The following is a 13488-nucleotide window of genomic DNA, read 5'->3' as shown; positions in this document are numbered from 1 at the left end:
GGTTTTTGCATGGCGGAAATTTCGCGTCAAACCCCGCATGCACCGCCGCAAGTGGGTGCGTTCCAAAAGTTTCTTGATGTAATTGAATTCATCGGTAACAAGTTTCCCTCGCCTTTTATGCTTTTTGCCATTTTAGGCCTAATTGTTCTGGTATTATCTTGGGTCTTTGACGGGGCAACGGCGTCGTACATAGGCAAGGGCGGCAAGCCGGTAGTCGTAAAGGTGGTAAACCTGCTCAACGCCGACGGCTTCCGCTACATCCTGCAGGACATGGTGAAAAACTTCGTCAACTTCCCGCCCCTGGGGCTGGTCGTCGTTATGATGCTGGCCATGGGCCTGGCCGAAGCCACCGGTTTCGTGAGCGCCTTTGTCCGCCGGATCATGCTCGGCGTCCCGTCCTGGGCCGTTACCAGCACCATCTTTTTCCTTGGCATCAACGGTAACCTGGCCTCTGACGCCGCCACCGTCTTTATCCCCGCGGCGGCGGCCGCCGTATTCGCCAGCATGGGCCGCAACCCGCTGATGGGCATGTCGGTCGCCTTCGCCGCCACGCAGGCGGGCTTTAGCGCTAACGTACTGCCCGCCGGCACCGATGCGCTGCTGGCCGGTATTACCCAGTCGGCCATCGGTACTATTCCGCAGACGGCCAATTCGCCGGCCCACCCGCTGATTAACTATTATCTCATGAGTTCGTCCGTCATTATCCTGACGATTGTCGGGACGCTGATTGCCGAGAAAGTGGTGGGGCCGCGCCTTGACCGGCTACATCCCGTAACCGGTTTTGACATGAAGGCCAGCGACCATGCGCTTACCGCTGAAGAGAAAAAGGGCCTGCGCTACGCCGGTTGGGCCGCGCTGGGGTATGTGGCGCTGCTCCTCATCCTGCTGGTTCCGGAAAACGGCCTCTTGCGCGATCCCAAGACGCACGCCATTTTGCCTAAGTCGCCCTTCCTGGACGGCATTATTCCATTGCTCTTTTTCTTCTTCATGACCGTCGGCATCGCGTTCGGCATTGGCAAAGGCGTTATTAAAAAGGAAAGCGATGTTGCTAAATTTATGGGGCAAGGTCTGTCCGGCATTCTCAGCTTTATCGTCACCGCTTTTTCCGCCGCCCAGTTTATTGCCTGGTTCAATAAAAGCAACCTCGCCACCGTGCTGGCCATCAAGGGCGCCGATTTTCTGAAAGCACTCGACTTTACCGGCATATCCCTTATCCTCGCTTTTATCCTCTTTTCCGCATTCGTTGACCTATTCATTGTCAGCGGCTCGGCCAAATGGCTGATCTTAGCGCCGGTCTTTGTCCCCATGTTCGGCCTGTTAGGCTATGAGCCGGCGCTGACTCAGGCGGCGTACCGCATTGGCGAGAGCTCGGTCAACAGCATTACCCCGCTTAACTATTATTTGCCGGTGATGCTCGGCATTATGGCCAAGTACTCCAGTAACACCAAGGTCGGCATGGGCACTTTGGTCTCGATGCAGCTCCCCTTCGGCATCGGCTTTTTGGTTGCCTGGACCGCCTGGCTGATGGTGTTTATTCTGCTCGACTTGCCGCTCGGGCCGGGCGTTAAGATTTATCTGTAATTAAGTTTATCTGTAATTAAGCTTTTAACCGCCAAGTACGCAAAGGGCGCGAAGCTCTAAAAAGTATCCCTTTTTTGGCGCGACACGTGTCGCGCCCGCTACCCTTTGCGGCCTTGGTGGTTTTGCAGTTTTGTTAAAAATGCATGCGCCGATGCCGCTTATATTTACATAAAATTTTAACTAAAATAAATTATTAAAAAGTTATTGACATTCTGTTTACCAATATTATACAATTAACGCAAAAGTAATATACCGAACGTCCAAAGATAGAGGTGCGGGCAACATGAGTAGCTCCAGGGAGAAGGGCATCGCTGAACTGGAGGGAAAGGGTGACCGCCGAAGCATGGCCGGCTGCCGAACCGGTCATGCTGGTCCTGCGTCGAACAGGCGCCGGACTGTCACCAATTGCGTAATTGGTGGAGCGCTATCTCATCTGGCGTATATTCCAGCAAATATCTGCAGCAGTCTTTTGGCCCGGTGAGTAGCTTGCCGGGCCTTTACTTATGTCCGATCATATCTGGAGCGGTCATTTCATATGGTATATTGACTTTTCGCAGCAGGGAGGGGTTTGGGCGGCATAATAGCGACCCGGACGGAGTTAGGCATTGAAAAAGAGGAGGGGTGTACGTGTCCAAGTATATGAAATTATTATCCTTGGTGGTGGTACTCATTTTCCTGGTGGCGGCGGCCGGGTGCGGCGGCAGTTCCGGCACGTCGGCCGGCAAAGGCAATCTGGTGATTGCCATGGTTAACCCGCTGTCGGGTGACAGCGCTACTTACGGCGTGAGCCATAAGAACGGCATAGAACTGGCCCGGGAGGAGATTAACAAGGCCGGTGGCATTAAGGGGCAGCAAATCGAGATCCTCTTCCACGACGATGCCGGCGATCCCAAGCAGGCGGCGGCAGGGGCGCAGAAATTCGCCGACCAGAAAAACGTCATGGCCATCGTGGGGTCGTGCCTGAGTTCCAATACGCTGGCGATGGTGCCGATTACCGATAAAGCCAAACTGCCGCACTCGGTTGTTTCGTCCAGCACGCCCAAACTGAGCGGCATCAGCAAATACTTTTTCCGCATGGCCGTGCAGGACGCCCAGGTCGGCATCCTGATGGGCGACTTGATCGCCAAGAAGCTGGGGGCCAAAAAGGTCGCCATTTTGTACCCCAATAACGATTATGGCAAGGGTTTGACGGCGGCGATCGAAGACACGCTCAAACAGCATGGCGTAACGGTCGTGTCCAACCAGGCCTATCTGGCTACCGACAAAGATTACTCGGCCCTGCTCACCGGGATCAAGGCCCAGGGGGTTGACGCGCTGGCCGTGGCCGGCACCTATACTGACGGCGGCCTGATTACCAAGCAGGCCCGCGAACTCGGCCTCACCATACCAATCGTCGGCGGCACCGGTTTCTACAGCCCGAAATTCGTGGAAATCGCCGGCAAGGCGGCGGAAGGGGCCATTTTCCTGGGCGCCTTCGTGGCCTCCAATCCTGATCCGGCCGTGCAAAGTTTCGTGAAGAAGTATAAAGAAAAGTATAATATGGAGCCCGATACGTTCGCCGCCCTCGGTTACGACCAGATGTACGTCCTGGCCGAGGCAATGAAGAAGGCGGCGGAGAAAGGCGCCATCACCCGGGAAAACATCCGGGATGCCATGGCCCAGACTAGCTACAAGGGGATTACCGGCACGGTTACCTTTAACGATAAAGGCGACTGGGTCCGCCCGTACTTATATATCACCGTAAAAGACGGCAAGTTTGTTCTGTACCAGTAAAATGCAGCGCGGGAAGCGGTCGATAGCTGCTTCCCGCTTTTTGCTATACAATAATGGGGATCGCGCCTCTGCGCTCTCCGCGGTTAAAAGTTTGGGGGTGACAAGATGCTCTTGCTGCAGCAAATCATCAACGGTCTGGCCCTGGGCGGGATTTATTCCCTTATTGCCATCGGCTGGACGGTAGTATTCGGCATTATCGGTCTTATCAACTGGACCCACGGCGAGGTGTTCATGATTGGCGCCTTTGTGGGCTTTCTGCTCATTACGCACTTTAAGCTGAACCTCTTTGCCGCCCTCATTCTGGCCATGGTCGCCAGCGGCTTTACGGCCTTTCTGATTGACCGGCTGGCGTACCGTCCCCTGCGCAATGGCCCCCGCCTGGCGCTGTTTATTACGGCGCTGGGGGCGTCTACTTTCTTGCGCAATCTGGCGGCCATTATCTGGGAGCCCCATTCCCGGGCCTATCCCCCTACCCTGGACTTTTCCGTCATGACCTTGCAGTTTGGCGGCGCTTCGCTGACGGTTAACAGCCTTCAGGTGTTCATTTTTGTGGTTACCCTCGTGATAATGGCCTTTCTGCAGTGGTTCATCACCCGTACCATGATGGGCAAGGCCATGCTGGCCGCGTCGCAGGACATTGAGACCGTCAGCCTGATGGGGGTTGAGGTCAACCATTTGGTTACCATCACTTTCTGGGTAAGCGGCCTCTTAGGCGGCGCCGCCGGTGTCCTGGTCGGTGTTTTGTACGCAATCGACCCGATGATGGGCGCCATGGCCGGCCTGAAGGGCTGGGCGGTCGCCGTGCTCGGCGGGGTAGGCAGCATCACCGGGGCGATGGTGGCCGGGCTGATGCTCGGTGTGGCCGAAAATATCGCGTCCGTGTATATTTCCTCGGGCTATCGCGACGCCATTGCCTTTATTGTCATGATTTTGGTGCTGGTCATTAAGCCCACCGGCCTGATGGGTTTTAAATTCGAGGAAAAGGTATAGGGAGGTGGCGTCATGACAACTGCTCTCGCACCCGCATGGCGGCAGTCGCTTACAAGGTTTGTTCACAGTCCCCGCGCCGCTGTCGTTTTTAGCGCCGTGATTTTGCTTATCACCTTCCTGGACTCGCTTATTGACGCTCAGGACTATATTTTCAGCCCTTACTTCAAGCACATCGTTTTTGTCAGCCTGATTTACAGTATTGTTACGCTCAGCCTTAATTTTGTTTCCGGCTATGTGGGCCAGACCTCGCTTGGTCATGCCGCGTTCTTCGGCCTGGGCGGCTATGTATCGGCGCTACTTACCCAGCTTTACCACGTTCCCTATTGGCCGGCCTTTCTGGCCGCCGGTGTGGCCGCCGCCCTGGTGGGCATCCCGCTCGGGGCGCCGGCGCTGCGCGTCAAAGGGCCGTTTCTGGTTGTTGTGACTTATGCCTGTGGCGAGGTGTTTCGCTTTATCGCGCTCAACCTGGAAGTAACCGGCGGGCCGGCCGGGTTACCCGGACTGCTCACGCCGAGCATTGCCGGCGTGAGCTTTACCGACGTGGGCGCGACCGGTAAGGAACTTTTTATCGTTACAGCGCTGGTGTTCGCCCTGGCCTTGGCCTTCTTTATGTCCCGCCTGGAAGATTCGCGGATCGGCCATGCCTTTGCCGCCATTCGCGAAGACGAGATTGCCGCGGCGGCGATGGGGATCAATACGGCGTACTATAAGCTGCTCGCTTTCTGCCTGGGCGCGTTTTTCGCCGGTTTGGCGGGCAGCCTGTTCGTCCATTATCTGTCGTTTGTCAGTCCCGATATGCTGAGCTCCACCGAGTCGATCATGATGTTCACCATGGTGGTGGTGGGCGGCGCGCGCAGCATTCCCGGCTCATTTCTGGGGGCCTTTCTCCTTACTTTTATTCCCGAAGGGCTGCGCTACTTTAAAGATTTTGTCCACCTGCCCTTTGACCCCTGGCTGGTCTTCTTCGGCTTTGTGCTCATGGTCATGATGCGCGTGCGGCCCCAGGGCATCCTCGGCGCCGACACCGTGTTTCGCCGCTAAAGAAAGGAGGAAACGCCATGCTGCTGAAAACCGAAAAGCTGTGCAAGACCTTTGGCGGCCTGCGGGCAGTAAACAATGTCGATTTTCACATTGACACCGGCGAGGTGGTGGCCATCATCGGCCCCAATGGCTCGGGTAAAACCACTTTTTTCAATGTTGTCAGCGGCATTATGCCGGCTACGTCGGGGCGCATTATCTTTAAGGACGAAGACGTGACGAAGGTGGAGGCCCATGACATCACGCGGCGCGGCATGGCCCGTACGTTCCAGAATATCCGTTTGTTCCCCAACCTTACGGCCCGGGACAATCTTATTGTCGGCCGGTACAGCCGGGGCCGTTCGGGCCTTTGGGACGGCCTCATCCACTCGGCCCGCCTGAAAGAAGAAGAGCGGCGCAATGAGGAGATGGCCCGGGAGCTACTAGAGTTTGTCGGTCTCACGCCTTACCGCAATCTAATGGCTAAAAATCTGCCCTACGGCGCCCAGCGCCGGCTGGAAATCGCCCGGGCCCTAGCCAGCGAGCCAGAACTTATCCTGCTTGATGAGCCTGCCGCCGGCATGAACCCCAGGGAAGTGGACGAACTTTTAAAGCTAATCGCCCGGCTCAAAGAGCGGGGACTCACCATCCTGCTTATTGAACACCAAATGCGGCTGGTCATGAATATTGCCGAGCGGGTCGTCGTGTTCGACCATGGTGAAAAAATTGCCGAAGGCCGGCCGCACGAAGTGCGTCATAACCCCAAGGTTGTCGAAGCCTACATTGGACCGGAGGTGGATTCGCTTGTTAAGCATCGACGGCATTAATGTTTATTACGGCAATATCCATGCCATCCGCGACATCAGCCTGACGGTCGAAGAAGGCGAAATCGTCACCATTATCGGCGCCAACGGCGCCGGCAAAACCACCATTCTTAAGACCATTGTCGGGCTGCTGCGCAGCCGCACCGGCACCATCCGCTTTCAGGACGACGACATCACGAGTGCGTCCACGGCCGGCATCGTGCGGCGCGGGATCGCCCTCGTGCCTGAGGGGCGGCGGGTCTTTCCCCGCCTCAGCGTGGCCGACAACCTTATTCTCGGCGCGTACTCGCGCCAAGACAAGGATGTGCAGCGGGACCTGGCCAAAGTCTATGAGATGTTTCCCCGGCTGGCCGAGCGGCGGCATCAGGCGGCGGGAACGCTGTCCGGCGGCGAGCAGCAAATGCTGGCCATGGGCCGGGGCCTGATGAGCCGCCCCAAACTGCTGCTGCTAGACGAGCCGTCGATGGGCCTGGCGCCGCTTTTGGTGCGGCAAATTTTCCAGACCATTTTGGACATCAACAGTATGGGTACGACTATTTTACTGGTGGAACAAAACGCGCGGATGGCACTGTCGATAGCCGACCGCGGCTATGTGCTGGAAACCGGGAGCGTCGTTTTGACCGGCAGCGCCGCCGACCTGGCCGATAATGATGAGGTGCGCCGCGCCTATTTGGGGGAATAGCCAATGCGCATAGATCATCATCCGGTACTGGGCGACCGTCAGGCCGGCCGCCTGGTGACAATCACCGTAGACGGCGAGCAGCTGCTGGCGGTGGAAGGCGAGCCCATCGCCGCCGCCCTTTTGGCCCATGGCCGCCGCTTTTTCCGCCGGACGCCGAAACGGCACGAGCCGCGGGGCTTGTTTTGCGGGATCGGCCGCTGCACCGACTGCATCATGACGGTGGACGGGGTGCCGAACGTCCGCACCTGCGTCACACCGGTGCGGGCCGGCATGGTTATTACTTCGAACTGTAGGGAGGAGGGCGGCGATGGCCCAATTTGATGTCGTGGTAGTCGGCGCCGGGCCGGCGGGGCTGGCCGCCGGCATTGAGGCGGCCAAACGGGGCGCCCGCACCTTGGTGATTGATGAAAACAGCCGCCCCGGCGGGCAGCTGTTTAAGCAGATCCACAAATTTTTTGGCTCCCATGAGCATAAAGCCGGTGTACGCGGCTACGTTATCGGCGAAACGCTGCTGGCCGAGGCGGCGGCATGCGGCGTCGAAGTGTGGCTGGACAGCGTGGTCTGGGGCCTGTTTGACCGGCAGGCGGCCGTTTTGCGCCGCGGGGAACGGGTGGTAGTTTCGGCAGCGAAAATCATCCTCGCCACCGGGGCGTCGGAAAACGCCGTGGCCTTTCCCGGCTCGACGCTGCCTGGCGTCATGGGCGCCGGCGCCATTCAGACCATGATCAATGTCCATCGCGTGCTGCCCGGCAGGCGAGTGATCATGCTCGGCTCCGGCAATGTGGGCCTGATTGTCGCCTACCAACTGCTGCAGGCCGGCGCCCAAGTAGTCGCCGTGGTGGAGGCCATGCCCCAGATTGGCGGCTACGGGGTTCATGCCGCCAAAATCCGCCGAGCCGGGGTGCCGATCCTGGTCGGGACGACCATTACCCGCGCCTTTGGGGACGAGGAGGTCGCCGGCGTCGCGCTGGGCCGGCTGGACGAACAAGGCCGCATTATCCCCGGCAGTGAGAGAGTCTTGGCCGTGGACACGGTCGGGCTGGCGGTAGGGCTGACCCCGCTGGCCGAGCTGGCCTGGATGGCCGGCTGTCAATTCCATTTTTCACCCCGCCTGGGCGGACATGTGCCGCTCCATGATGACAACATGCGGACCTCGCTCGACTGGCTCTATGTCGCCGGCGATATTACCGGCGTGGAGGAAGCCAGCACGGCGATGGAGGAAGGGCGCCTGGCCGGCATCGCCGTGGCCCAGGCGCTGGGCCTGACCGACGAAACGGCAGCCGAAGCCGCCAAGGATGCGGTGCGCCGGCGCATTGACGCGCTGCGCTTAGGTCCGTTCGGGCTGGCACGGCGGACGGCGAAAGCCGAGATTATCGCCCGGTGGAAGGAGGCGGCCGTGGCATGGACGGAGTAAAATATACGGGGATGCTGAGCGCCGCGGAGCTGAAGCGGGTGCTGCCTGCCGCCGACCGCCTGGCGCGTGGTCCGGTGGCGGTCATCGAGTGCGTGCAGGAAATTCCCTGCAACCCTTGTGAGAAGGCCTGTCCGTTCGGGGCGATTACCGTCGGCGGCGATATTACCGCTTTGCCGGTCCTCGATCAGGAAAAATGCAAGGGCTGCGGCGTGTGCGTCAGCCGCTGCCCCGGCCTGGCCATCTTTGTCGTCAATGCCGCCTATAGCGCGGACGAGGCGCTGATTACCATGCCTTATGAATATCTGCCCCTGCCGGACGAGGGTGAGTTGGTACGCGGCCTTGACCGGAGCGGCAGACCGGTTTGCCAGGGGCGGGTGGTGAAGGTCGACCGGTCGCCCCGTAATGACGGCACGACGGTGATTACCCTGGCCGTGCCGAAGGCGTATGTGCATGATGTGCGCAATTTGCGCCGGATGGAAAAAGACGAGGTGTTGGTGTGCCGCTGCAACGAGGTGACCGAACAGGAAGTGCGCCAGGCGGTGCGGGACGGCGCCCGCACGGTAGCGGCGGTCAAACTCCGCACGCGCACCGGTATGGGCCTGTGTCAGGGGCGGACGTGCCGGCGGCTGGTCAGCCGCATCATCGCCGAAGAGACGGGGCAAACGGTAGCCGACATTCTGCCGGCTACGACGCGGCCGCCGGTGCGGACGCTGCCGCTCGGCGCGCTCACGGGAGGTGAGGCTGATGACTAGCCGCGCAAATGTTGTCGTGATTGGCGGCGGCGTAATCGGCACGGCCTGCGCTTATTATGCCGCCAAAGCGGGCCACAAGGTGACGCTCCTGGAACGGGAAACGATCGCCGGCGGCACTTCGGGGGCGTGCGACGGCTTTATCATCATGCAGTCGAAAACAGTCGGGCCGCACCTGGCGCTGGCGCTGGAAAGCGCCGCCTTGTACCGCACGTTGAGTGAAGAATTAGAATTTGATTTGGAATATCGGCCCTGCGGCGGCATGATTGTTATTGAGGATGAGATCCAGGCCGGACTGATGGCCGAGGTTGTCGCCAAACAGCGCACCGCCGGCCTGGCCGTGGAGATGTTGCCTATTGGCGAGGCCCGCCGGCGCGAGCCGCTCCTAGCCGCCGATTTGTGGGGGGCGACTTTTTCGCCGGTTGATGCCCAGGTCAATCCCATCCTGGTGGCCCAGGGCTTCAGCCAGGCGGCGCGGCGGTTGGGGGCGGCGATTCATAGCGGCGTGGAAGCGGCCGGGCTTATCGTTGAGCAGGGGCGGGTGCGCGGCGTGATAACGGCCAAGGGAGAACGATTGTCCGCCGATGTGGTGGTTAACGCGGCCGGGGTGTGGGCGCCGGCGCTGGTAAAGCCCTACGGCGTGGATCTGCCCATCACGCCGCGGCGCGGCCAAATCCTGGTCAGCGAGCCGCTGCCGCCCATGCTTAGCCATGTGCTCTTGTGCGCCTGCTACCTCACGGCCAAATACCGGCCCCAGGATCTTGACCAGAGAAGCCGCCACCACCGGCTGGGCGTGGGGCTGGCGGTGGAGCAGGCGGCTACCGGCGGCCTGCTGCTCGGCAGCACGCGCGAGTTTGTCGGCTTTGACCGCCGGACAACGCTTGAGGGCTTAGCAGCGGTGGCCAGCCATGTGACCCGGATTTTGCCCGCGCTTGCGGGGGTTAATATCATCCGCTCCTTTGCCGGTCTTCGTCCCCATACGCCTACCGGGCTGCCGATTTTAGGGCCGCTGCCCGAACTTCCCGGTCTCATCATGGCCGCCGGGCACGAAGGCGACGGCATCGCCCTGGCCCCTGTCACCGGCAAGCGCGTTGCCGAATATATTAAAGCGTCGGGGTAGGGGGAGGGAAAAACCGCGAAGTGCGCGAAGAACGCGAAGGGATACGCGCGCGACTATTGTCGCGGAAGGTTATATATTGAACCGCTGAGGACGCGGAGAAATTATTTAAAAATCTAAAGTGCGATGTATATCGCACGCTCCGTGTTCTCCGCGGTTCAATACCGGTTTTCCTGGGTTTGCGATGCCGATTTATTGGCATGAATATCTCTACGGTTAAACATCAGTGGTTAAACCCAGGTTAAAAAAGCTGTCGTAGGTGGTGAAAACGTGCGGATTGGGTTAGTCGGCGTAGGTAGGATGGGCAAGGTGCTGGCCGCCAGATTGGCCAAGCATGTGGAGCTGCGCCTTTTTGACCATAACACCGAGCGGCTGCAGGCCGTGCGGGCCGAACTCGGCGTCGCGACGGTGGATGAGATGGGCGAACTGGCCGATCTGGGAACGGTTATTTTGGCGGTGCCCGATCGGGAGGTCATCAGCTGCATCAAGGAATTTAACAGCATAAAGAAAGACCTCAACGTCATCAATATAGCCACCAATGTAGCCCAGCACGTGCTGGAGGAAACGGCGGCCAAACACATTCGCTGCATCGGCGTCAAGTTTGTCGGCCATGCCGGTGAAATGGCCCTGGGCCAAGATCCGGTGATCATCATCAATGATCGGCCGCCGGAACTGGTGCCGCTGGCGCGGCAGATTTTTGAACCGGTAGGGACGCTGTTGGTCGGCAAAGCCGATTTGGTGACCTTCATCAATACCGCGGCCGGCGAAAGAGCCCTCGAAGCGGGAGTTATGCTGGAAGAACAGCTCCGCCAGAAAGGCATTACCGATCCAGTGATTATCAAAAGCGCCGTTCGCCAGGTGGCCGCCGGCATTCTCAAGGCCTACGCCGACGATGACCTGGGGCCGTTCGCCCGGGAAATCGTGCGGGCAGTGCGGGCAAGATTGAAAAAGACAGGGGGTCATGCTTGACTTATTTAAAAAATTGACTTATTTAATGTAGGAAAGCGATATTTTTTACAATAACCGTTCTTGTGACGAACTGTGAAAAAAAGGGCACTAAGCCTATGTGGCAACGTGCCCTTTGCATATGTTGGCAAATTAGCCGATGCCTCAGACGGCAAGGTTTTCGATAATCACGGCGCTGCCCTGGCCGCCGGCTATGCACAACGTAGCTAAGCCATAGCGGGCTGCGCGCCGCCGCAACATGATACCGCTAGATTCAGAGCAGAAAGGATAAGGTGATTCATCTGACGAATTAACATTATGTTTAATATTATGTCAAAAATTGACGCATGGCGGCGAGGTCGGCGAGAGTGTACAGGCTTCTTACAACAGTGGTTTTCATATTGGCCGCGACCGATATTGCACTACTCATGGTTCACGAATTTAACGAACATCAGACTCTTCCTTACTTTACCCTGCTGGCGGGCTTGATTTTCCTCCCATGAGAGCCAACAAAAACATTAGCCCTCTATTTTTTTATGCAATTTTTTTACTTCCTTTCTGGCCTTTCAATAAATGAAAGGTCTTTTTTCATCACCCGTTGAAAAATCCGTTATGATTGAATGTTACGTTACGAGATTAGATTTCGGGCGGTGATGAACGTGCGTCATTGGCTGATCCAACTTCGCAAAAAAAGCGGACTGTCGCAGAAACAAGTCGCTATCCAGGCTTCCATTTCTCAAAATCATTATTGCAACATTGAAACTGGTTTTCGCAATCCAAGTATCGCTGTAGCCAAAAGAATTGCTAACGCTTTAAATTTTCATTGGACTGCGTTTTATGACATTAAAGACTAAGGCTAAGGTGTGTTAAGGTGTGTTTATGCTGCCATTTAGTACGCTAAATGGCGGAAATAAGCGCATCTTAAGATGAGCTTATCAGACCACGGCGTTTTCCATGGCGCCTTGAGCGCCCTGTAGGAGGTTGGTGGCTGGGACAAGACGATAACGTCATGTAGTTTTTAGCACGAATGGGAGAGTTGTTCAATATTGTCCCTTTGACAATATTAGTACAGTAATAGGCTTTAGCCGCTATTTTATGTTAGGTGCAGTGCTACGTGGACGGTTTTAATGCTGGATTTGAGTGCACACAAGTTTTGTGTGTATTGAAACCCAGTATTAATCATGCCTAATTTCAGCAGAAAGGTTGGGATATTATGCTGACTGAAAGCATCATTGACAGCGAATGGGGTAACAGAGAACCAATTCAAGCTTTAAAGGATTACGGTGTGGGTATTGACACTCATTCTAAATTTATAGCCGTATGCGTTTTAGTAAAAGAAGGTTATAACGTAATTAAGTACGAACGTGATTTTCCCACATCATGGAAGGCATTAAAAGAGGCCAGAAACTGGGTTGTAGATGTCATCCGCACAAAATCAGTTCCTACTGTCTTAAATATTGAGCCACTGCACTACAGTATCGAAAGTACAGGTACTTATCATCTTCCTGTTCTTAAAGCCTTTGGCGGTACACCTTCGGTAGTTAACCCGCTTCTAGCTAGCCCAAGTCGCCGCAAGACTGACAAGCTTGATGCAAAACTTCTTGCTTATCAAAACATGACAGGACTATGGCCAGAAAGCTTTGTCATCAGCGACAAGATACAGGAATTGCGCATTATAATGCGTCAACGACAGTTTCACCAGCAAATGGCAACATCTATTGCCAATCGCATTAATAACTATATCCTTCGTTTCGGCCATACACTGGGAAGCATCGATAGCGTAACCAGTATCAAAAGCCGAGCGTTAATTGAGGATATGTGCGACGGCCACTTTATCCCCAGTGATTATATCTGCCCTGATGGTTTTCCTGATGAGGTCAAAAGCGTCATCAAGAGCATGTATGCTGACTATGATACCCATAAGGAAAAAGCACACGAATATACCAAACAGGCTTTAAAGCTTGCAAAAGCAATTAACTGGGAAATTGGAAAAGGGCGGACTATTTCCGGCAAAAAGCTGTTTGCACATTTTTTAACCATCCCTGGTATCGGCGAAATAACTACACTTATTTGGCTTTCCCAAATTGTTACGCCTACCAGATTTAAAACTGCCAAACAAGTTGCCGCTTATTGCGGATGTGACCCTTCTTTAAAGGTATCTGCCGGTAAGGTCACAGCCCAAACCAGACGAAAGGGAAATCAAGAAATCCATTATGCCTTGGTTAAATGTGCCAGTGCCCTAATTCAAAAGCACAATGAGCCACTCGGTCAGTGGGGTTACGGCATATATCGTCGCAATTTGAAAGGCGGTTGGAAAAAAGCCTGTTCGGCAGTAGCAAGACGATTAGCCGTGGCAATGTTTTATGTTCACAAACTTGGGGTTGACTTCTCTTACG

Annotated in this window: 13 protein-coding genes and 1 riboswitch; all 13 genes read left to right on the top strand. The window is 56.4% G+C overall.

The genetic code is table 11. The features are described from left to right. Window positions 1–9: 9 nt before the first annotated feature. Window positions 10–1581 carry an AbgT family transporter gene (locus BLQ99_RS07910; RefSeq protein ID WP_093689824.1) on the top strand — a complete coding sequence of 524 codons (1572 nt, stop codon included), beginning with the start codon at window positions 10–12 and terminating at the stop codon, window positions 1579–1581. A 259-nt stretch (window positions 1582–1840) separates the two neighbouring features. Next, window positions 1841–2016, top strand: a riboswitch (Lysine riboswitch). Window positions 2017–2208: 192 nt separating this feature from the next. Continuing rightward, window positions 2209–3354: an ABC transporter substrate-binding protein gene (locus tag BLQ99_RS07905; protein ID WP_093689823.1), complete on the top strand. Its 1146-nt coding sequence runs from the start codon at window positions 2209–2211 to the stop codon at window positions 3352–3354. A gap of 105 nt (window positions 3355–3459) precedes the next feature. Continuing rightward, entirely contained in the window at window positions 3460–4344 is an 885-nt protein-coding gene (locus tag BLQ99_RS07900; protein ID WP_093689821.1) for a branched-chain amino acid ABC transporter permease, read from the top strand. 12 nt (window positions 4345–4356) lie between these two features. After that, a complete protein-coding gene (locus tag BLQ99_RS07895; RefSeq protein ID WP_093689819.1) occupies window positions 4357–5385 on the top strand; it encodes a branched-chain amino acid ABC transporter permease in 1029 nt (342 codons plus the stop codon). A gap of 17 nt (window positions 5386–5402) precedes the next feature. After that, a complete protein-coding gene (locus BLQ99_RS07890) occupies window positions 5403–6188 on the top strand; it encodes an ABC transporter ATP-binding protein (RefSeq protein ID WP_093689817.1) in 786 nt (261 codons plus the stop codon). Continuing rightward, a complete protein-coding gene (locus BLQ99_RS07885; RefSeq protein WP_093689815.1) occupies window positions 6166–6867 on the top strand; it encodes an ABC transporter ATP-binding protein in 702 nt (233 codons plus the stop codon). Before BLQ99_RS07890 ends, BLQ99_RS07885 begins: the two co-directional genes overlap by 23 nt. Before the next feature lie 3 nt (window positions 6868–6870). After that, entirely contained in the window at window positions 6871–7188 is a 318-nt protein-coding gene (locus tag BLQ99_RS07880; protein ID WP_093689813.1) for a (2Fe-2S)-binding protein, read from the top strand. Further along, on the top strand, window positions 7175–8281 hold the full coding sequence (locus BLQ99_RS07875) for an NAD(P)/FAD-dependent oxidoreductase (RefSeq protein WP_093689811.1): 1107 nt from the start codon (window positions 7175–7177) through the stop codon (window positions 8279–8281). Before BLQ99_RS07880 ends, BLQ99_RS07875 begins: the two co-directional genes overlap by 14 nt. Then, a complete protein-coding gene (locus BLQ99_RS07870; RefSeq protein WP_093689809.1) occupies window positions 8269–9033 on the top strand; it encodes a (2Fe-2S)-binding protein in 765 nt (254 codons plus the stop codon). Before BLQ99_RS07875 ends, BLQ99_RS07870 begins: the two co-directional genes overlap by 13 nt. After that, window positions 9026–10150: an NAD(P)/FAD-dependent oxidoreductase gene (locus tag BLQ99_RS07865; RefSeq protein ID WP_093689807.1), complete on the top strand. Its 1125-nt coding sequence runs from the start codon at window positions 9026–9028 to the stop codon at window positions 10148–10150. The genes BLQ99_RS07870 and BLQ99_RS07865 overlap by 8 nt, the downstream gene beginning before the upstream one ends. A gap of 267 nt (window positions 10151–10417) precedes the next feature. Continuing rightward, window positions 10418–11116 (top strand): NAD(P)-binding domain-containing protein, encoded by a 699-nt coding sequence (locus BLQ99_RS07860; protein WP_093689805.1) that lies wholly within the window; start codon window positions 10418–10420, stop codon window positions 11114–11116. Between the two features lie 635 nt (window positions 11117–11751). Continuing rightward, window positions 11752–11946, top strand: coding sequence for a helix-turn-helix transcriptional regulator (locus BLQ99_RS07850; protein ID WP_093689801.1), 195 nt, complete (start codon window positions 11752–11754; stop codon window positions 11944–11946). A gap of 359 nt (window positions 11947–12305) precedes the next feature. Then, window positions 12306–13488: IS110 family RNA-guided transposase (locus BLQ99_RS07845; protein WP_093689799.1), on the top strand; the 1183-nt coding region annotated here is incomplete at its 3' end.

Origin of the sequence: Sporolituus thermophilus DSM 23256 (genome assembly GCF_900102435.1) — a bacterium.
GTDB lineage: Bacteria > Bacillota > Negativicutes > Sporomusales > Thermosinaceae > Thermosinus > Thermosinus thermophilus.
Note: the sequence above shows the minus strand (reverse complement) of the source record. Positions and strands in the feature narration are given on the sequence as shown.